Raw genomic sequence first — 20,375 nt, forward strand, 5'->3', positions numbered from 1 at the left:
GGCATTCCTGACTGTCTCCAATTCATAGACAGTCATGTCACAAATGGCCAGATTGTCTTTGAACGGGGATGACCCAATTATCCCGGCAACGGAAGACGAGACGCCTTCCCAACCAGGAGACAGACCATGTCAGGCATCCACCATGTCACCGCAATCGCCGGTAACGCCTTGCGGAATTTCGATTTTTACACCCGCGCGCTGGGCATGCGCTTCGTCAAGAAGACCGTCAATTTCGACGATCCGGGCACCTACCACTTCTACTACGGCGATGAGACCGGCAAGCCGGGCACCATCCTGACCTTCTTCCCGTGGGAGCATGCGGCCCCCGGCCGTGGCGGCGTAGGCCAGACCCAGCAGACTTCGTTCCGGGTCCCTGCCCGCTCGCTCGGCTACTGGACGCATCGCTTCATCGAGAAGGGCATTGCCCATGAGGCGCTCGAAAAGCGCTTCGGCGAAGCCGTGCTGCCCTTCACCGATCCGGACGGCATGAGCCTCGCTCTGGTCGGCGTTGCCGGCGCGGAGAATGAGGCCGGCTGGAGCAATGGCGACGTTCCGGCGGAGCACGCGATCCGCGGCTTCCATGGCGTGACGCTTCTGCTGGAGAAGGCCGAGAAGACCAGCGCGATCCTCACCGACGTGTTCGGCTTCAAGGAAACGGCGCGCGAAGGTTCGATCATCCGGCTGAGTGCCGACAGTGTCGAAGGCGGTATCGTCGATATCTATGAGGCCGGTGGTTTCCTGCCGGGTCGTCAGGGCCGTGGCTCGGTGCATCACATCGCCTTCCGCGCCGTCGATGATGCCGATCAGCAGGTGATGGCCAACAAGCTGGTGAAGACCCACGGCCAGCAGCCGACGGAGCAGAAGGATCGCAACTACTTCCGTTCGGTCTATTTCCGCGAACCCGGCGGCGTGCTGTTCGAGATCGCCACCGACATCCCCGGCTTCGCCGTGGATGAGCCCGTCGAATCCCTTGGCGAGCATCTGAAACTGCCCGCGTTCCTCGAGAAGCATCGCGGCGAGATCGAGCGCGTATTGCCGGTGCTCGACACGGAAAAGGTGACGTCATGAGTAACGACCTGTCCCACATCCATCGCTTCGTGCCGGGCAACCGGCGCGAGGCAACGCCGCTCCTGCTGCTGCATGGCACCGGCGGTGACGAAAGCGACCTGCTGCCGCTCGGCGAGGCGATTGCGCCCGGCGCAGCATTGCTGTCGCCGCGCGGTCAGGTGCTGGAGCACGGCATGCCGCGCTTCTTTCGCCGGCTCGCCGAAGGCGTGTTCGACGAGGACGACGTGCGGCGTCGCGCCAATGACCTTGCGGACTTCGTAGTCGAAGCCCGCAAGCGCTACGGGCTCAAAGCACCGATCGCGGTCGGCTATTCCAACGGCGCTAATATCGCCGCGGCAATGATGCTGTTGCGACCCGAGGCGCTGGCCGGCGGCATATTGTTGCGGGCGATGGTGCCGCTGCGTGAGGCGCCTGTTGCCGATCTCGCAGCCAAGCCGGTACTGATCGTGTCGGGCCAATCCGACCCGATCATCCCGCCGAGCAATTCGCAGCGGCTCGCCGTGATGCTGACAAAGGCGGGCGCCGATGTGCAGCATCGCACACTGCCCGTCGGGCATCAGCTCTCGCAGGCGGATCTGACGATTGCGAAAGAATGGTTGGGGAATGTTGAGGTGGCGAGACAGCCAACGAGCGTGGCCGTTTAACTTTTCATCGCCCCATACACTCCGTCATGCCCGGGCTTGTCCCGGGCATCCACGTCTTCGTTCGCGCACAACAAGGCGTGGGTGGCCGGGACAAGCCCGGCCACGACGTGGGGAGAGATTTGCGCAGGAAATTCGTTAGAGGTTCGCGCCGCTGAACATCTCGCTATACCAATCCGCGATCAGCTTTGGATTGATCCGGCCATCGACGATGAACACGCCCTGCGCACCATCGGCGACCCAGTTCTTCACGGCATCGAGATCGGCGAGCGTGCGCACCACCACGCCATCCGCGCCGTAGCCGCGCGCAATGGCGGCAAAATTAGTCACCGGAAATTGCGCCATGCCGGCATTGTAGCCTTCCGGCCCGAAGTGATGTACCTCGGCGCTATAGGCGCTGTCGTTGTAGATGAAGATGCAGATGCGCTTCTTCAGCCGGACGGCAGTTTCAAGCTCCGCAATCGACATCAGGAAGCCGCCGTCACCGACCGCGAGCACGGTCAGCCGCTCCGGCTGCGTCACTGCCGCACCAATCGCCCCGGCGAGACCAAGGCCGATGGACTGGAACGCAATCGGAATACACCAACCCTTGTGGTCCGGCGCGGAAATATAACGCGTCACCCAGCCGACGAAATGGCCGCCATCGACAACGACGGTGCGATCCTTCGGCAGGATATCGTCCATCGCCTTGCTCAGCGTACGCGGATCGATGTGCTCGGCAGTGCTGGTGTCGTCATAGGCCAGATTGTGATTTCCTCGGGCGGTCATCACCGCCGCGACTTCTGGCGTGCGCCAGCCGGACTCAGTGGGCGGCGCCTTGTCGAACGCCTGTAGCACCGCGGTCGCCACAGCCGATGCATCGCCTTCAAGTTCGAGATCTACCGGACGATGGACGCCGATGCGGCCCTTCTCGACATCGATCTGCACGAGCTGGGCGTAGTCCGAGATCAGCTTGCCCTTCTTCGTGGTCCACATGTTCAGCGACATGCCGAAGGCGAGGATCATGTCGCTCTGCGCGATCAGCTCAGCCGTTGCTTTCGAGGAGAAGCCTCCGGCAACGCCGAGATTCCACGGATGACCGGAAAACATCCCATGCGCCTGCAACGACGTCGCCAGCAACGCGCCGATTCTGTCTGCCAGTTGAACCAGCAACGGCTGCGCATCGGCCACGACAGCGCCATGACCCGCCAGAATCAGCGGCCGTTTCGACGTCCGGATCGTCGCAACAAGTTCATCCAGCTTCGCCGGGTTGATCGTGACCCGCGGCATGATCGGCAAATGCTTCTTGCCCATCGTTGCCGTGACCGGCATTTCCTGCACATTGATCGGCAGGCTGAGCACGACCGGCTTGCGCTCACGCAGAGCCAGTGAGGCTGCTTTCCAGGTGTCGGCGTAAGCGCTTTGTGCATCTATGATCTGCCGCCATTCGCCGCCGACCGCGTGAACGAGTTCCGACTGATTGAAGGCAAATGCCGACTGCTTGTCGCCGAGCACCACGTCGCCTGCGAGAACGAGCAATGGCGTGTCGCTCTTAGCGGCTTCGCCGATGCCGGTGATCGCATTGGTGAGACCCGGCCCCGCCGTTACGCTGACGATCGTGAGATCGCGCGTGAGACGCGCCGCTACATCGGCCATGCTCACCGCGCCTCCCTCGTGACGTGCGGCAACGAATTCGACGCCGAATTCGGTGAGGCCGAGCGTCACCTTGAAATTTGCGCCACCGACGAGACCGAAGCAGCGCTTGGCGCCGATATCGGCGATCGCGCGTGCAACTTCGCGCCAGACGGTCGAATTGGCCGGGGTGTGGTCGAGAACTGCAGCGGATGAGGATGTCATGAGGTCACTTTGCACCGATCGCGATCTCCTCGACATTCAAGGATCGGGCCAAAGTAGTTTAGGTTTAAAGGGATTGCCATATGTCGATCGCGCTGGCCCAATCACGTGATCGGGAGAGCGGAACAGGCGCAAAAATGCCATCTGCGGTCATCGCAGTGGCTCATTTCGCGCAAATACGGCCTTATTTGAGGGCAGATCGACTGACGGCTATGCCCGACCGGCGATCACCATGCTGTGCAGATCGTCGGCCATCTTCGGCGCAGCTGCGTCTTCAAGCGACGATCGCAGGGCCTCGATATCGGCATCCGGCGCAGGGCGCCACCCGCAGGGGCACTGGCCGTCTTGATGGGCAGCAGCAACTTCGCGATAGGTCGAGCCGATCGCGGTGGCCAGAAGACGCATCACCACATCGGGCGGCAGACGCGAACTGTCGAGCACGCGGCAGAACGTCGTCATGATGGCCTGGTTGAGATAGGTCTGTGCCGAATTCTCATCGGTGATATCGGAGACCTTGACCTGCTGCGGAAGCATGCGCGTATCCTTTGCGACCCCTGCGTTTGTCTAGGCCGCGGTCGCGTCCTGCTCAACCCGTTTCGGGACCACGGGCCTTAGAAGCCCTCAAGCCTGTCATGTTTTGAATGGATCAAAACAGGATGTGTAGTGCAGGCCCTATCTATTCTGCTGCAGCTTGCGCTTGTCCCGCGCTGGCATCGAGATGCATGGTCTCGATACGTCTCACCTTGCTGATCGAACCCATGATCAACGGCACGCGCTGATGGATTGCCGTCGGCGCAAGATCGAGAATACGGGTACGGCCCGTGGTCGCGCCGCCGCCGGCCTGTTCGACGATGAAGGCCATGGGATGCGCTTCATAGACGAGACGCAGCCGGCCATCCGCATAGCCATTACGCGCATCTGACGGATAGAGAAACACGCCCCCGCGGATGAGAATGCGATAGGCCTCCGCCACCAGTGCTGCGATCCAGCGCATGTTGAAGTTCTTGCCGCGCGGGCCGTCGACACCGGCGAGGCACTCCTCGACGAAATCGCGCACCGGCGCTTCCCAGTGGCGATGGTTGGACGCGTTGATGGCGTATTCCGCGCACTCGGCCGGTATCTGCACGCGCTGACGAATGCGCTTGTAGCTCCCCGCGGCGCGATCAAGCGTGAAGATATCGACACCGTCGCCGAGCGTGAGCACCAGCGAGGTCTGCGGACCATAGACGACGAAGCCGGCAGCAATCTGCGCGCTGCCTTTCTGCGTGAACGGCACAGCGTCCTTCGACGTCGGCATGATCGAGAAGATCGTTCCGACGGTCATATTGGTTTCGATATTCGACGATCCGTCGAGCGGATCGTAGGCGATCTCCAGCAGCCCGCCGCCGTCGCGGATATCCGCCGTCTCGGCTTCCTCGGAGGCGAGCGCTGCCCAGGACACCGGCTTCAGCGCGGTACGAACAATCTCGTCGGCGCGGACATCGAGATCCTTCTGCACGTCGCCATCGGCATTCTGCGCGCCCTGCGCCTCGCCGGTAATTCCGGCCAGCGCGCCGCAGCCGATCAGGTCGGAGATTTCGATGGAGGCCCTGGCGAAGGCATCGACCGCAGCAGCCACCGCCAGCCGCAACGGGTCCTGTCCGGCATAGTTGGCCGTGTATCGGGACAGGGGCATGTGGTCGGTCATCGCAATCTCCGCAAAATACTGGGCTCCTTCTGGCACATGGCCGCGTCCGGAAGGCCCGGGAATGGCAGAAATGGGCCATTTTGCCCACAGATATTGACCCTCGGGGCCAAATAAAGGAACTTTCGTAATAATTAGGCGGCGAAAGTTTTCCTTATATGACGAAGCGCTTCCGCGACATCTCGATCCGCCAGCTGCGTGCACTGGCCGCCGTCGCCGCCAGCGGCAGCATTACGGCGGCAGCTTTGAAGCTGCGCCTGACACAGCCGGCTGTCACCTTGCAACTGCGCAACCTGCAAGGCCTCGCCGGCCTGCCGCTGATCCAGCGCACCGGCGACGGAATGGTCCTGACCGATGCCGGCCGCGAGGTGCTGGCGCTGTCGGAACGGATCGAGGCGGCGATGGCCGCCTGCGCAACATCGCTGGACATGATGGCCGGCAAGACCGGCGGGCGCATCTCCATCGGCGCCGTCAGTACCGCAAAATACTTTGTGCCCTTCGCAATCTCAGCCTTCGCGAAACTCCATCCCAAGATCGAGATCTTGCTGACGGTCGGCAATCGCGAGGAGACCATCGCAGGCCTGCGCAGCTACGATCTCGATATCGCAATCATGGGCCGGCCGCCTGCCGGGATCGACATGGATGTGAACCTGATCGGCGATCATCCGCATGTGATCATCGCGCCGAGCGATCATCGCCTCGCGAGCAAGGCGCGCCTCTCCATGAGCGATCTCGCAGGCGAGACTTTCCTGACGCGCGAGCCCGGTTCGGGCACACGCGGGTTGATGGAGCAATTGCTCGAGAGCGCAGGCTTGCGCGCCACGATCGGCATGGAGATGGACAGCAACGAGACCATCAAACAGGCCGTGATGGCCGGGCTCGGCATCGCCTTCATCTCCGCGCATACGGTGGCCACCGAACTGGAGCAGCGGCGACTGGTGATGCTCGATGTGATCGGCCTGCCGATCATCCGGCAATGGTTCGTACTCAACCGCAAGGACAAGGTGCTGCTGCCGCCGGCGCAGGCGATGCGCGCCTTCCTTGCCGCACAGGGCGCGCAGTTTCTGCCTGCGACGGAAACCGGCAAATCTGCGCCGGTACGCCGCAAGTCCCGCAGCCGCGCGCTGTAGCAACAGGCCTGGCCTCACCTTGTGGCATCCGGCGAGGGTGATATGGTGTCGACAGCCCGAGCGCCAACACACCCCTTTATCAGTCATCGGAGAATTCAATGCCTGCTGCCTCGGCAGATAGCACTGCGCCCGTCAGCGTCGTGACCGCCCTTTATCTCGGCACCAAGGTGCTTCACACCGAAGCCGAGCGCTCCGGCATCATCAAGGACATGTTGCGCGGTGACGTCAGCCGCAAGGGCTATGTCCTGCTGCAACGAAACCTGCTGGCCGCCTATCAGGCGCTGGAAGCCGGACTTGAGAGCCATCGCGACACGCCTGTGCTCGCCGCACTCGCCCAGTATCGGCTCGATCGCGCATCGGCGATGCAAGCCGATCTCAATGTGCTGTGCGATGGCGATTTCTCCGCTGTGCCGATGTTGCCTGCTGGCGAAGCCTATGCCAAGCGCATCGTGGATGCCGCCAAGGGCGACGGCGAATTGCTGATTGCCCACGCCTATACGCGCTATCTCGGCGATCTCTCCGGCGGCCAGATTCTCAAGCGCCTGCTCGCCAAGAAGCCCGGCCTCGCGCCGGAGGAATTGTCGTTCTACGATTTCCCGGCCTATGCCGATCTGGCTGCATTGAAGTCGGACTATCGCAACGCGCTCGATGAAGCCGGCAAGCTCGCCAAGAATCCGCAGGCGATCATCGATGAAGGCTCGGTCGCGTTCCAGCTCAACACGGATCTGTCCTGGGCCGTGCAGGGTGCGATCGAAGCGGAGCAGGTGGCTTCTTAGCCTCTCCCCGCCTGCGGGGACAGATCGACTTTCACATGCGAAGCATGTGGAAGACGGGTGAGGGGGAGCCAGTGTTTCACTCTCTGGCTCCCCCTCATCCGTCTTGAATGACCTTCGGTCATTCAAGACACCTTCTCCCCGCGAGCGGGGAGAAGGAAATTACTTCCAGCTGACCAGCGGCGGCATCGAGCTCAGAATGTTCTCGACGTTGCCGCCGGTCTGCAGGCCGAACATCGTGCCCTTGTCGTAGAGCAGATTGAACTCGACATAGAGGCCGCGCGTTTCGAGCTGCTGCGCGCGCTCTTCCTCAGTCCAGGCTTCCTGCATCCGTGCACGCACAATGCGCGGATAGACATCGAGGAAGGCCGAGCCGACATCGCGTGTGAACGCGAAGTCCTTCTCGAAATCACCGGTGTTGAGCTGATCGTAGAAGATGCCGCCGACGCCGCGCGCCACGCCGCGATGCGGCAGGAAGAAGTAATCATCGGCCCAGGCCTTGAACTTCTTGTAGTAAGCGGGGTCATGCGCATCGCAGGCACCGCGCATCGCGTCGTGGAACGTGATCGTATCCGGCGCGTCGACCTTGCGCTGCTCGGGCAGCATCGGCGTCAGATCCGCGCCGCCGCCGAACCAGCCCACGGCCGTCGACAGGAAGCGCGTGTTCATGTGCACGGTCGGCACGCGCGGGCTGCGCGGATGCATGATCAGGCTGATGCTGCTGGAGACGTAATCGAGCTGCGATCCGCCGCCGGGCATTTGCCGCGCCATCTCCGGCGACAGCTTGCCGTTCGCGCTCGAGGTGTGGATGCCGATCTTCTCGAACAGGCGACCGCCCGAGAGGAAACCACCGACGCCGCCGCCGATGCCTGTCGCGCGGGTCCACGGCTTGTAGGTGAACGTGGCAGGCGTGCCCGGAAACAGCGCCTGCGGCGCCTCGCGCTCCAGCGCCTCGATCTCGGCGCAGATACGGTCGCGAAGGGATTCGAACCAGACCTTGGCACGGGTGCGATTCTGTTCGATTTCTGGACTGACGATCGGGGTCATGATGTTCATGGTCTTTTCGCTCATGATGTTCGTACAGTCTATATGCCGCCTGCGGCGCGATGACACCTTGAGATGCGTCAAAAGCGTGAGGCGAATCGCCCGCTTTTGCGAAATTGCCGCGCCTCGCCAAGAGCGAAGCGGCGGTGTATCAGAGGCGGCAAAATCATGCCTTTCGGCACCAGTTTCCGGAACCCAAGCATTTGACCCAGTCCACGCCCCGCAAGCCGTTCCTCGATGTTCTCGCCGGCCAGCGCCAGGCGGTGCCGCCGCTCTGGATGATGCGACAGGCCGGGCGTTATCTGCCTGAATATCGCGAGGTCCGCACGCAGGCCGGTGGTTTCCTCGATCTGTGCTTCAATCCGGATTTCGCCACCGAAGTGACGCTGCAGCCGATCCGGCGTTTTGGTTTCGATGCCGCAATCATCTTCTCCGACATCCTAGTGATCCCTTATGCCCTCGGCCGCTCGGTCCGCTTCGAGGTCGGCGAAGGCCCGCGGCTCGACCCATTGGACACGCCGGAAAAGGTCGCGACGCTCTCGCCCGAGGCCGACTTCACGAAGCTTGAGCCGGTGTTCGAAGCACTGCGCCGCGTGCGCGCGCAGCTCGACCCGAAGATTACGCTGATCGGATTCTGCGGCGCGCCCTGGACCGTTGCGACCTACATGGTCGCCGGCAAGGGCACGCCGGATCAGGCGCCGGCGCGGATGATGGCCTATCGGCATCCGGAGGCCTTCGCAAAAATCATCGACACCATCGTCGAGAACTCGATCACTTACTTGCTCAGCCAGCTCAACGCCGGCGCCGATGTGCTGCAGATTTTCGATACCTGGGCCGGCATACTGCCCGCGGCGGAATTCCAGCGTTGGTCGGTGGAGCCGACCAAGCGCATCATCGCCGGCGTGCGCGCCAAGGTGCCGAATGCGAAGATCATCGGCTTCCCGCGCGGCGCCGGCGCGCTGCTGCCGAGTTATGTCGGCGCGACCGGTGTCGATGCCGTGAGCATCGACTGGGCCGCGGAGCCGTCCTTCGTGCGCGAGCGGGTGCAGAGCCACGTCGCCGTGCAGGGCAATCTCGATCCGCTGGTGCTGATTGCAGGCGGCGCGGCCCTCGATCGCGCCGTCGATGACGTGCTGGCCAACTACGCAAGCGGACGTTTCATCTTCAATCTCGGCCACGGCATCCAGCCGGAAACGCCAATCGCCCATGTGGAGCAGATGGTGAAGCGGGTGCGGGATTTCAGGGGATAGCATCTTCCTTCTCCCTCCCCCTTGCGGGGAGGGTGGCGCGTTGCGAGCGCAGCGAGCAAACGTGACGGGTGGGGGTGCCCCACGTGAGAGCGTCGCTTGTGGCTCCCCCACCCCGGCCTATCGGCCGACCCTCCCCACCTAGCGAAGCTTCGCTTCGCGCGGGGGAGGGATATTTCTGGCGCCGTCGCGCCATCGCAAACCGAGAATTTCAAACAGCCACGGCTCTTCAGACATGCGTCATCACCCCCATTGTTTGCGGCGCGGGGGCGCCGTCGTCGCTTGCATTCCCGCCCCTTGTGAGAGGGCGTGCGGAACGCCAGGTGCCCGTTGCACCCTTGGGCCTGATGCGATGCGGTCTTCCGCAATCTAGAGTGCATCAGGACTTTCGGAGGCGCCGAGCAAGTGCCCGACGTTCCGCCTGCGGTGTTTTTTCGGTTGCTTGCACATCTGCCATGGCGAACGGTCCCATCACCAAAATTAATGTCCCAGGGCGGAGGGACAGGGTAGCCGCAAAGCACTTGGCCGAACGCGTTTCGATTTGGTCGTCCGTCACACTGTCCAGGGCTCTGTCCATCCCAAGGTCGGCCGTCTCCTTGCCAGTGGCAGTGCTGGCGCAGATCCGTCCTGCCCGAAGACAGACGTCACCCCCAAACCGCGTAACGCCGCATCTCCGGCGTCCACCGCATCCTGCCCCGCGAACGTGACGATCGCGATCGCCCCTCTCGGTGGGGCAGGACGAAGGGGAATATAAACCCGATGGGGATGTTGTCAACGGAGAATAGGAAAAAATGTTTGGTGCAGGCTTGCCGCCCCACACCGTCATTCACCGCCACTCCAATTGGAGTGGCGGTGAATCCCAGCATGTTCAGCGCAAAACACTCCGGGATTCCGGGTTCGCGTGCGGCTGGCGCCGCCCACGCCCCGGAATGACGAGGAGGACGCGCAATACCGCGCGCACTACTTCGCCGCCTGCTTGCCGTCGACGAAGCTGACTTCCACACCCTTCTTCACGGATGCACCGAGGCGCTCCACGTCCCAGTTGGTCAGACGCACGCAGCCGTGGGAATCGCTCTTGCTGACGCGGGACGGATCCGACGTGCCGTGGATGCCATAACTCTTCTCCGACAGGCCGATCCACATGGCACCGACGGGATTGTTGGGGCCGCCATTGATGGTGAAGGGCTTCGACGATTCCACGCCCTTGAACTTGTATTTCGGATCGTAACGATAGACCGGGTTGGCGTGAACCGAGGTCACTTTCAGTGCACCCGATGGCGTCGGCTTCTCATCGCTGCCGACACTGGCGGCATAGAAGGCGAGCAACGCGCCGTCCTTGGCGAAGGCCTTCACGGTCTGGCGGACCTTGTCGACCTCGAGGCGGCTGACCTTGTCGGGCTTGCGATCCGAGAGCTTGACGATGGTGATGGTCTCACCGGCCTTGTCGAACTTTGCTTTGGGATTGAGCGTCTCGAGCAGATCCTGGCTCATATGGAAGCGTTCGCCGAGGGCTTCGCGGGCGCTGGTGTAGTCCAGCTTCTTCAGCGATTTCATCTCTTCCATCTTGACCGGAAGCTTGTCGAGATATGGACCCTTCACGTCTTTCTCGGTCAGCACGTAATCGGTCATGACCGGTTCGGAGGACGCGGCCTGTAACTTGGTCCAGATCTCCGGTGTCAGCACCTTGCCGGGCGGCAGGTTGTTAGCCTCGGCGAAAGCCAGCAGCGCCTTCTCCACATTGTCGCCGAACATCCCGTCGATCTCGCCCGGCGAGAAATGCGCGCGGTCGAGCAGCACCTGTAGCTTCACCGCCAGCGGGCTGAGCTTCTCGTCGGGCGGCAGCTTGCCGGTGAAATTGGCGGCGTTGATCGTCTCGGCATTGAAAGCCCTGGACGGCTTGTCGGAATCCTTGGCGAGGGCTGCGCCCTGCGCCAGCAGCGACAGTCCGACCGCGACGATGAGGCTGCGCATAGCGTCTCTTTCCGGCTGAGTGATGGATGATGCGCACCGGCGCACCTCTCCAAGACAAAGCCAAGAACCGCCTCTGGTTCCATCCTGACGCGATGCCCGCCGTGATCGCGCCCTACCGCCCCTTCTCTTTCCGCCACGCCGCGAAATCCACCAGCGTCTGCTCATCGGTCGCCGGATAAAGCCCGAAGATGCCCTTGCCCTTCTGCACCTGTTCGGTGACGAAATCCTCGAAGGCCGTCATCTCGAAGGCCTCGTTGGCGATCTCGTCGGCGAGATGCGCGGGGATGACGATCACGCCATCGCTGTCGCCGAGGATGACGTCGCCGGGAAACACCGGCGCGTCGCCGCAGCCGATCGGGCCGTTGATCTCGATGGCCTGATGCAGCGTCAGATTGGTCGGTGCGCTCGGGCGATGGTGATAGGCGGGGAAGCCGAGCTTGGCGATCTCGGCGGAATCACGAAAGCCGCCATCGGTGATGACACCGGCAACGCCGCGCTGGGCCAGCCGGTTGATCAGGATGGCGCCGGCGGAGGCCGCACGCGCATCCTTGCGGCTGTCCATCACGAGCACCGCGCCGGGCGGGCAATCCTCGACCGCCTTGCGCTGGGGATGCGAGCGGTCCCTGAACACATCGAGCTTGTTGAGATCCTCGCGCGCCGGCATGTAGCGCAGCGTGAAAGCCTCGCCGACCAGCGTCGGCTGGTCGGGGCCGAGCGGATGGACGTCCTGGATGCACTGATTGCGGAAGCCGCGCTTGTAGAGCGCGGTGGCCACGGTGGCGGTGGAGATGGTCTTGAGTTTGGCGCGGGTCGCGTCGCTGAGCTTGGTCATGGGATCACTCACTCAATAAATCACGGGTTCTTTGACCGGCGCGCCGAAGTCGGTGCGCAGGAAGTCGAAGTCGCAGCCTTCATTGGCCTGCTGGATATGTTTGGTGAACATCCAGCCATAGCCGCGTTCGTAATTGCGTTCCGGGGCTTTCCACGCCGCGCGGCGCTTTTCCATTTCGGCATCGGAGATGTCGAGATTGATGGTGCGCGCATCGACGTCGAGGGTGATCATGTCGCCATTCTCGACCAGCGCCAGCGGGCCGCCGATAAAGGATTCCGGCGCAACATGCAGGATGCAGGCGCCGTAGCTGGTGCCGCTCATGCGTGCATCGCTGAGGCGCACCATGTCGCGCACGCCCTGCTTCACCAGCTTCTTCGGGATCGGCAGCATGCCCCATTCCGGCATGCCCGGCCCGCCCTGCGGACCCGCATTGCGCAGGATCAGCACGTGGTCGGCCGTGACATCGAGGCTCTCGTCATCGATCGCTTTCTTCATGCTGGGATAGTCGTCGAACACCATCGCCGGGCCAGTATGTTTGAGGAAGCGCGGCTCGCAGGCTGATGGCTTGATGACGCAGCCATCGGGCGCGAGGTTGCCCTTCAGCACCGCGAGCGCGCCCTCGGCGTAGATGGGATCTTTGACGGTTCGGATGACGTCGTCGTTATAGACTTCGGCGCCGGCGATGTTCTCGCCGAGCGTCTTGCCGGTGACGGTCATCACGTCGAGATGCAGATGGTCCTTGATGCGGCTCATCAGTCCCGGCAGGCCGCCGGCATAGAAGAAATCCTCCATCAGATATTTGTCGCCGGACGGGCGCACATTGGCGATCACGGGCACCTTGCGGCTGGCGATCTCGAAATCGTCGAGGCCGATATCCTGACCGGCGCGGCGCGCCTGCGCGATCAGATGGATGATCGCATTGGTGGAGCAGCCCATCGCCATGGCCACCGTGATCGCGTTCTCGAAGGCCTTGCGCGTCTGGATCTTCTGCGGTGTCAGATCTTCCCACACCATTTCGACGATGCGGCGGCCGCATTCGCTGGCCATGCGGATGTGACCGGCGTCTGCAGCAGGGATCGACGATGCGCCCGGCAGCGTCATGCCGATGGACTCCGCGATCGCCGTCATGGTCGAGGCCGTGCCCATGGTCATGCAGGTACCGTAGCTGCGGGCAATGCCGCCCTCGACCTCGACCCATTCCTTGTTGGAGATTTTCCCCGCACGGCGCTCGTCCCAGTATTTCCAGGCGTCGGAGCCGGAGCCCAGCGTCTTGCCCTTCCAGTTGCCGCGCAGCATCGGGCCAGCCGGCAGATAGATCGCGGGATAGCCCGCGCTGGTGGCGCCGAGCAGCAGACCCGGTGTGGTCTTGTCGCAGCCGCCCATCAGCACCACGCCATCGACGGGATGGCCGCGCAACAGTTCCTCGGCGTCCATGGCCAGCATGTTGCGATAGAGCATCGTGGTCGGCTTCAGGAAGCTCTCCGACAGCGACAGCGCCGGCAGCTCCATCGGGAAGCCGCCGGCCATCAGGATGCCGCGCTTCACATCATCGACGCGGGTCTTGAAATGCATGTGGCACGGCTGCGCTTCCGACCAGGTATTGAGAATGGCGATGACGGGACGCCCGGCCCACTCCACCGGCGCATAGCCTTGCTGCATGGCGCGCGAGCGATGGCCGAAGGCACGCAGGTCGTCCGGCGCGAACCAGCGTGCGCTGCGGAGTTGATCGGGGGTCTTCTTGTGGCCCGGCATAATTCCATCCCTGTTTCTTTTTGCTTTGGCACGACTTACTTTTGCACGATGCGAACCGGTCAAGCCGGTCGAGTGTGCCGGATTCGACTGTAGCGGTTCAAGACCGCCTGGCCAATGTCCGGTCCGGCGTCTGTGCGTCTGCCAGCCGATGCGCTTCCAGTGCCTCGGCATAGAGCGCGAGACCTTCGGCCACCTTCTGACGCTGGGCCGGGGCCAGTTGCTGCAAGGCATTGGTGACCTGCCGCTGCCCATAGGCCTCGATCGCCTCGCGGGTCCGCCGCCCCTTGGCCGTCAGCAGCAGCCGCTTGACGCGGCCGTCGCCGGCACTGGCGGCTTCCTTCAATTCGCCGGCGTCGATCAGCTTGCGGATCATCCGGCTGACGCTGGATTTCTCCAGGCCGAGAAACGCCGATAATTCGACCGCGGTCATCGCCTCGCGCGCGCCGATCTCCAGCAGCGTATGCACCGCCGATGGCGGATAGTCGGTCGCTGCAACCGTTGCCTGCATGAAACCGAGTTCGCGCACCATCAGACGCGACGCGGCGCGGATGTGATCGATCAAATCGGCGTCAATATCGGACAATCGCAGGCTCCTTGACGATAGTTGCATGATACAACTATATTGCTGGCGACGAATAACGACCGTGTTAGCACGATCCGTGCAAGGAATGATCATGACAACCAGCGCTGCCCAGTTCCGCCCCCGCGACCGCATGGCCGGACGCATCTGCCTCGTGACCGGCGGCGGCACCGGCATCGGCCGGGCGGCTGCGCTGCTGATGGCGCAGGAAGGCGCAGCTGCGGTGGTGATCGCAGGCCGTCGCGAGGCCGAGGGACAGGCCGCCGCCGACGACTGCGGCCGGTTCGGTGCCAAAACGCTGTTCGTGCGCACCGACGTAACCGAGGAGGCCGAGGTCGCCGGTCTGGTGAAGAGCGTGATGGACAGGTTCGGACGGCTCGACGTGGCCTTCAACAATGCCGGTTATCAGGAACGGCGCGCGCCGATCGAGCAGCAGACCGAGGCGGTCTATGACACCGTGTTCGATGCCAATGTCCGGTCGGTGTTTCTCGGCCTGAAGCATCAGATCCAGGCCATGGAGCTGAATGGCGGCGGCCGCATCGTCATCAATGCGTCTGTGAGCGGCATCCGCAATCCCAATCCCGGCCTTGCGCTGTATTCTGCCTCGAAAGCCGCGGTGATCTCACTGATGCGTTCGGCAGCGATGGAATGCGGGCCGCGCGGCATCCGCATCAATGCGGTGGCACCGGGGCGCGTCGTCACCGACATGATGCTCGCCTCGGGGATCGCCGACATGTCGGCCGTCGCAGCCGGCCTGCCTATCCGGCGTATGGGCCAGCCGCATGAAGTCGCCGAAGCCGTGGTGTGGCTCGCGTCTGACGATGCCGGCTACATCGTCGGCCATGTGCTATCAGCAGATGGCGGCTTCAGCGCGACCTGACGGCGGCCGCGCATCATTGCGTTGCAACAGACGAGCGGGACTGCAGAGCAGCACCGTGTGACTTGCAACAGCCAGGCCCTTGGCAACGTCCTTGCCATCGTCAAAGATCACAAGCCGATTGCCAAAGCCACCGCGACAGGTCAGCCTGAGGCGATGGAGATGGATCTGCGCGTCGCGCTCTGCCACTGCGCAACATCGGCATATGTCATGACGATCCGGAGTATCTGACCGACCAACGATATCACACACATGATCCGGCAACGACCGGGCGGACGAAACGGATGCCTGCATCAATGACAGGCACCGCAAAGGGAAAAACACAGGGAGGAAGTCAAGATGAGCATTTCTCGTCGTGGTATTCTATTGGGCGGCGCCGGCGCACTCGGCGCAGCAAGCTTTCCACTCGCACGTCCCGCCATTGCGCAATCGTCCGAACCGATCAAGATCGGCTGGCTCGCGGCCATGACCGGACCGAGTTCGGCGCCAACCGTCGGCTTCAACCGCGGCGTCACATTTGCCACGGAGGCCATCAATGCCGCCGGCGGCGTCAAGGGCCGCAAGATCGAGATCATCACCCGCGACACCCAAGGCGATCCGACCAAGGCCGTTAACGCCACCCAGGAACTGATCAGCCAGGCCAAGGTCCATGCGATCTGGGGGCCGGTGAATTCCGGCGAGGCACTGGCCACGACGCCATTGATGGCGCGCGCCAAGATGCCCGACCTGCATCCTTGCGTCGTCGATACGCTGATTGATCCCGCGAAATTCCCCGCCGCATTCCGCATCGCGCCATCCAACGGCCAGTGGGACGACGCTGTCAGGAACTACTGTCTCAAGGTGCTGAAAGTCAGCAAGATCGCCGTGATCGGCGACACCACCGGCTACGGCGTCACCGCGGTGAAAGCCTCGGTCGAGGCCTTCAAGAAAGACGGCGCGGATGTCGTCTACAGCGCCAATATCGACGCGACACAGCCCGACATGACGCCGGACATGCTGCGCGCCAAGAATGCCGCTGCGCAGGTCATCGTGGTGTGGAGTGTGTCCACCGGCATGGAAGCGCGCATGTTCAACACCCGCGCGTCGATGAACTGGGACGTTGCCTTTGTCGGCCATCCGTCGCTGGCCTCCGGCGAACTCGCCAGCCTGATCGAGAAGCCGGCCAACTGGGAGAAGGTCTACGCCATCGGCTACAAGAGCTGCAGCTATGATTCAGCCGGCAAACTGCCTGCCAAGAGCCAGGATCTCGTCGATCGCCTGAACAAGGCCAAGGTGCCGCTCAACGACACGCTGCTGTGGTGGATTGCCGGCGGGATCGACGCCGTCGAGCTGATCGCCAAAGCCGTCGAGGCCAGCGGATCGACCGACAGCGAGGGCATCGTCAAATACTGGAACTCGCTGACCAAATATCCTGGCTATTTCGGCAACTACTCGTTCTCACCCACTCAGCATAACGGCTATCCGACCGACGAGATCGTCATGTCGGAAGCACGTTCCGCCAAGAACGGCACCTTCGCCCTCGCCCCCGGCTACTCGTAAGCCGGCGCGAGGACGACACACATGCTCGGCTCGATCATAGCTTCAGGCCTCGCGGCGGGCGCAATCTATGCGCTCGTCGGCATCACCTACAACACCATGTTCTCGACCTCGCGGGTGATGAGCTTCACCGCCGGACAGCTCGCCATGCTTGGCGGGGTGTTCGGTTCGCTGTTCATGCTGAAAATGGGGATGCCGACCCTGGTCGGCTTCGCCCTCACACTGATCGCCTGCGCGATCATCGGCGTCATCACCGAATTCGTCGCAGTGCGGCCGGTGCTCAAAAGCCTCGAACAGCATCTCTATGTGCTGTCGACGCTGGCACTGGCGCTGATGATCCAGCAGGTCACCGCGATCAAATGGGGCACCGAGCCGCAGCCCTTCCCGCGCATCGTCGGTCTCGGCACCGGTGTCTGGGACGAGAAATTCTGGCTCCCCGTCGTGGCCTGCGGCCTCACCATTCTCGGCCTCGAATATCTCTATCGCCGCACATTGGTCGGCCATGCCTTCATGGCCATCGCCGAGGATAATTTTGCGGCACGTGCACTCGGCCTGCCCGAGCGCAACCTGCGCGTGGCGAGCTATGCCCTCGCCGGCGTGATCGGCGGCGTCGCGGGCTTTGCCGGCGGCGAACTGATGCTGGCCTTCTTCGCCAATGGCGCGCTGCTGAATTTCTACGGCTTCGTGCCGGTAGCACTCGGCGGCCTCGGCAACAATCGCGGCGCGCTGATCGGCGGCCTCGCACTCGGCCTGTTCCAGCAGGCAGCGAATTTCCTGGTCGGCGGCATCTTCTCGTCGGTCGCGGTGTTCGCGATCTTCATCATCGTGTTGCTGGCAGCGCCCTCGGGCCTGTTCGGCTCCGCAACGGCGCGGAGGGTGTGATGACGGCGATCACCGATATTCCGACCTCGCGCGACGCCACGACCAGACACTCCGTACTGCCGGCACTGCTGCCGTTCCTCGGCGTGTTCGCGCTCGCGATGATCCTGCCCTTTGTCAGCAATGATTATTGGGCACTGATCGGCACCCGCGCGGCGATCTACTGGGTGCTCGTCGCCGGGCTCAATCTCGTGGTCGGCTTCGCCGGACATCTCGCCATCGGCTATGTGGCACTACTGACGCTGGGTGCCTACACGACCAGCGTACTCGCCGCCGGCAATGTGCTGCCGCCGGTGCCGATCTATGGCGCGCTGATCATTGCAAGCTGCGTCGGCGCGGTGTTCGGCGTCATCGTCGGCCTGCCGGCGATGCGGCTGCGCACCTTCTACTTCGCCATGACCACACTCGGCTTCGCCACCATCGTGACACAGATCGCGCTGGCCTGGCAGAGCGTCACCGGCGGCGGCATCGGCATCGTCGGCCCGGAATTCTCCGCGCCGTTCAACACGCCATGGGGCTTTTATTATCTGTGCATCGGCTTCGCGGCGGTGGCGACATGGCTCAGCGCCAATATCGCCTATAGCCGGTTCGGCCGCGCACTGATCGCGATCCGCGATGCGGATGTCGCGGCGGAAGCCACCGGGATCTCGAAACCGAAATTACTGGTGTCGATCTTCCTGCTGGCGGGCGCGATGGCGGCCTTTGCCGGCGGGCTGTTCGCCAGCCTGCAAACCTATATCACGCCGGACGCCTTCACCTTCGACCTCTCGGTCCTGTTCTTCATCGCCATCCTGATCGGCGGTCGCGGCTCCATCCTCGGCCCGATGCTCGGCACCATCATTCTCACGATCTTGCCGGAGATCGCCGCGCCGCTCGCGGCGTGGTCGACCTTCCTCTATGCGGTGCTGCTATTGCTGATCGTGCTGGTGATGCCCGGCGGCATCGCGGCGCTGCTGGATTTCAAGAGCCGCCGTCCGCTCGCCAGCAACCGCGCCATCGTGCCGCGCATCGCGGGGCTGTCGGACGTGTTGCGCAAGACTGCCACGACCAAGACGCTCACCTTGCGCGAAGTCGTCCTCACCTTCGGCAATGTCCGGGCCATCGACGGCCTCGATCTCGATGTGAAGCCCGGCCAGATCCACGGCCTGATCGGGCCCAATGGCTCCGGCAAGACCACCACGCTGAACGTGATCTCCGGCTACTACGCCGCCAAGGGCGGCACCATCACGCTCGGCGACGACGCGCTGCCGCCCGGCATGCCGGAACTGCGCGCCGGCAAAGGCATCGCCCGCACCTTCCAGACGCCCCGCGTGATCGGCGAAGCCTCGGTGCTTGAGAATGTGATGGTCGGCGGCACCATCGAGGGCGAAGCGACATTTGCCGAGGCGCTGCTGTCGCTGCCGCGGCATCACCGCGACGAACGCAAGCTGACCGCACAGGCGCGCGCCATGCTCGGCGTCGTCGGGCTGGAGGCGCTGGCCGATGTCCGCGCCGATCGCCTGCAACACTCGGAGCTGCGCTTCATCGAGATCGCCAGGGCGTTGATGCTGCAGCCGGACTTCCTGTTGCTGGACGAACCCGCCGCCGGCCTCTCCAGCGACGAGATCACAAGGCTCGGCGCGCTGATCAAGGGGATCAGCCGCCGCGGCACCGGCGTACTCTTGGTGGAACATCACGCCGACCTGATCTTCGACATCTGCGATCAGGTCACGGTGTTGAACCTCGGCAAGATTCTCGCCGCCGGCACCCCCGCCGAAATCCGCGTTCACAAGGAGGTCGTCAGTGCTTACCTCGGAGGCTGAACCGCTGCTCAGAGTCACCGCGCTGGAATCCGGCTACGGCAAGATCCGCGTGCTCCATGGCATCGACCTGCATATCGCCGCCGGCGAAGTGGTGACATTGCTCGGCCCCAACGGCGCCGGCAAATCGACCTTGCTGCGCGCGATCTCCGGCCTGCTGCCGGTCAATGCGGCGAGCGTGCGCTTCGACGGGCGCGACATCAGCAACGGCACACCGCGCGAAGCGGCGCGTGCCGGGCTCGTCCATGTGATCGAGGGCCATCGTGTGTTCACGCAGCAGACCGTGACCGAAAACCTGCTGCTCGCGGCCTACGACCTGCCGCGCGGCGAGCGCAACGCGCGTGTCGATGAGGCACTGTCGTTCTTTCCGGAGATTGCCGAGAAGCGCCATGAGCGCGGAGCGTCACTCTCGGGCGGACAGCAGCAGATGCTGGTGGTGGCACAAGGCCTCGTGCGGCGGCCACGACTGCTGATGCTGGATGAACCATCCGCCGGTCTCTCGCCAGTGTTGGTCGACCGCGTGCTGACGGTGATCGCGCAATTGCAGAAACAAGGCACCGCCGTACTGCTGGTGGAGCAACTTGTCGAGAAAGCGCTCGGCGCTGCCAACCGCGTCTACGCGCTGTCGCAGGGGCGTATCGTGCTGGAAGCGGCGACGTCGGAAGCGAACCTGCCGCAGCGGCTGGAGCGGGCGTATTTCGGGCATGAGGAAGCTGCGGCGGTGTAGCA

The 20,375-nt window shown here is 63.3% G+C and carries 18 protein-coding genes; 10 read left to right on the forward strand and 8 right to left on the reverse strand.

The features are described 5' to 3' along the window. Positions 1-126 precede the first annotated feature (126 nt). Both SFY93_RS28275 and SFY93_RS28280 read left to right on the forward strand, forming a co-directional pair. A complete protein-coding gene (locus tag SFY93_RS28275; RefSeq protein ID WP_320445436.1) occupies positions 127-1,068 on the forward strand; it encodes a ring-cleaving dioxygenase in 942 nt (313 codons plus the stop codon). Continuing rightward, on the forward strand, positions 1,065-1,712 hold the full coding sequence (locus SFY93_RS28280) for an alpha/beta hydrolase (RefSeq protein ID WP_320445437.1): 648 nt from the start codon (positions 1,065-1,067) through the stop codon (positions 1,710-1,712). Before SFY93_RS28275 ends, SFY93_RS28280 begins: the two co-directional genes overlap by 4 nt. Before the next feature lie 135 nt (positions 1,713-1,847). Here the strand turns inward: SFY93_RS28280 and SFY93_RS28285 are convergent, their stop codons facing one another. The 3 genes from SFY93_RS28285 to SFY93_RS28295 form a co-directional block, all read right to left on the reverse strand. After that, complete coding sequence (locus SFY93_RS28285; protein ID WP_320445438.1) at positions 1,848-3,545, reverse strand: thiamine pyrophosphate-binding protein; 1,698 nt, start codon at positions 3,543-3,545, stop codon at positions 1,848-1,850. Positions 3,546-3,752: 207 nt separating this feature from the next. Further along, positions 3,753-4,076, reverse strand: a complete 324-nt coding sequence (locus SFY93_RS28290) for a hypothetical protein (protein WP_320445439.1) — start codon at positions 4,074-4,076, stop codon at positions 3,753-3,755. Positions 4,077-4,218: 142 nt separating this feature from the next. After that, positions 4,219-5,229, reverse strand: a complete 1,011-nt coding sequence (locus tag SFY93_RS28295; RefSeq protein ID WP_414717001.1) for a class 1 fructose-bisphosphatase — start codon at positions 5,227-5,229, stop codon at positions 4,219-4,221. 155 nt (positions 5,230-5,384) lie between these two features. On the opposite strand from SFY93_RS28295, the gene SFY93_RS28300 reads away from it, so the two are divergent. Further along, entirely contained in the window at positions 5,385-6,356 is a 972-nt protein-coding gene (locus SFY93_RS28300; RefSeq protein WP_320445440.1) for a LysR family transcriptional regulator, read from the forward strand. Between the two features lie 98 nt (positions 6,357-6,454). Further along, positions 6,455-7,132 (forward strand): biliverdin-producing heme oxygenase, encoded by a 678-nt coding sequence (locus SFY93_RS28305; protein WP_320445441.1) that lies wholly within the window; start codon positions 6,455-6,457, stop codon positions 7,130-7,132. Positions 7,133-7,291: 159 nt separating this feature from the next. On the opposite strand, the gene hemF is transcribed toward SFY93_RS28305, so the two are convergent. Beyond that, positions 7,292-8,185 carry an oxygen-dependent coproporphyrinogen oxidase gene (gene hemF, locus SFY93_RS28310; protein ID WP_309943510.1) on the reverse strand — a complete coding sequence of 298 codons (894 nt, stop codon included), beginning with the start codon at positions 8,183-8,185 and terminating at the stop codon, positions 7,292-7,294. Positions 8,186-8,376: 191 nt separating this feature from the next. Here hemF and hemE point away from each other — a divergent pair, with 191 nt between their 5' ends. Continuing rightward, complete coding sequence (gene hemE / locus SFY93_RS28315; RefSeq protein WP_320445442.1) at positions 8,377-9,423, forward strand: uroporphyrinogen decarboxylase; 1,047 nt, start codon at positions 8,377-8,379, stop codon at positions 9,421-9,423. Between the two features lie 957 nt (positions 9,424-10,380). Here hemE and SFY93_RS28320 read toward each other — a convergent pair. From SFY93_RS28320 to SFY93_RS28335, 4 genes are all read right to left on the reverse strand, one after another. After that, positions 10,381-11,391, reverse strand: coding sequence for a L,D-transpeptidase family protein (locus tag SFY93_RS28320; protein WP_320445443.1), 1,011 nt, complete (start codon positions 11,389-11,391; stop codon positions 10,381-10,383). Positions 11,392-11,503: 112 nt separating this feature from the next. Continuing rightward, complete coding sequence (locus SFY93_RS28325) at positions 11,504-12,223, reverse strand: ribonuclease activity regulator RraA (RefSeq protein ID WP_184511945.1); 720 nt, start codon at positions 12,221-12,223, stop codon at positions 11,504-11,506. A 12-nt stretch (positions 12,224-12,235) separates the two neighbouring features. Further along, positions 12,236-13,975, reverse strand: a complete 1,740-nt coding sequence (gene araD, locus SFY93_RS28330; RefSeq protein ID WP_320445444.1) for an L-arabinonate dehydratase — start codon at positions 13,973-13,975, stop codon at positions 12,236-12,238. Positions 13,976-14,072: 97 nt separating this feature from the next. Next, positions 14,073-14,558: a MarR family winged helix-turn-helix transcriptional regulator gene (locus tag SFY93_RS28335; RefSeq protein ID WP_374725612.1), complete on the reverse strand. Its 486-nt coding sequence runs from the start codon at positions 14,556-14,558 to the stop codon at positions 14,073-14,075. Between the two features lie 91 nt (positions 14,559-14,649). On the opposite strand from SFY93_RS28335, the gene SFY93_RS28340 reads away from it, so the two are divergent. From SFY93_RS28340 to SFY93_RS28360, 5 genes are all read left to right on the forward strand, one after another. Further along, positions 14,650-15,435 carry an SDR family NAD(P)-dependent oxidoreductase gene (locus SFY93_RS28340; protein ID WP_320445445.1) on the forward strand — a complete coding sequence of 262 codons (786 nt, stop codon included), beginning with the start codon at positions 14,650-14,652 and terminating at the stop codon, positions 15,433-15,435. 336 nt (positions 15,436-15,771) lie between these two features. Next, entirely contained in the window at positions 15,772-16,971 is a 1,200-nt protein-coding gene (locus SFY93_RS28345; RefSeq protein WP_320445446.1) for an ABC transporter substrate-binding protein, read from the forward strand. A gap of 21 nt (positions 16,972-16,992) precedes the next feature. Continuing rightward, positions 16,993-17,850 (forward strand): branched-chain amino acid ABC transporter permease, encoded by an 858-nt coding sequence (locus SFY93_RS28350; RefSeq protein ID WP_068734444.1) that lies wholly within the window; start codon positions 16,993-16,995, stop codon positions 17,848-17,850. Further along, positions 17,850-19,649 carry a branched-chain amino acid ABC transporter ATP-binding protein/permease gene (locus SFY93_RS28355; RefSeq protein WP_320445447.1) on the forward strand — a complete coding sequence of 600 codons (1,800 nt, stop codon included), beginning with the start codon at positions 17,850-17,852 and terminating at the stop codon, positions 19,647-19,649. Before SFY93_RS28350 ends, SFY93_RS28355 begins: the two co-directional genes overlap by 1 nt. Next, positions 19,630-20,373: an ABC transporter ATP-binding protein gene (locus tag SFY93_RS28360; protein ID WP_320445448.1), complete on the forward strand. Its 744-nt coding sequence runs from the start codon at positions 19,630-19,632 to the stop codon at positions 20,371-20,373. Before SFY93_RS28355 ends, SFY93_RS28360 begins: the two co-directional genes overlap by 20 nt. Positions 20,374-20,375: the final 2 nt, after the last annotated feature.

This window comes from Tardiphaga sp. 42S5, from assembly GCF_034044155.1.
GTDB classification, from domain to species: Bacteria; Pseudomonadota; Alphaproteobacteria; order Rhizobiales; family Xanthobacteraceae; genus Tardiphaga; species Tardiphaga robiniae.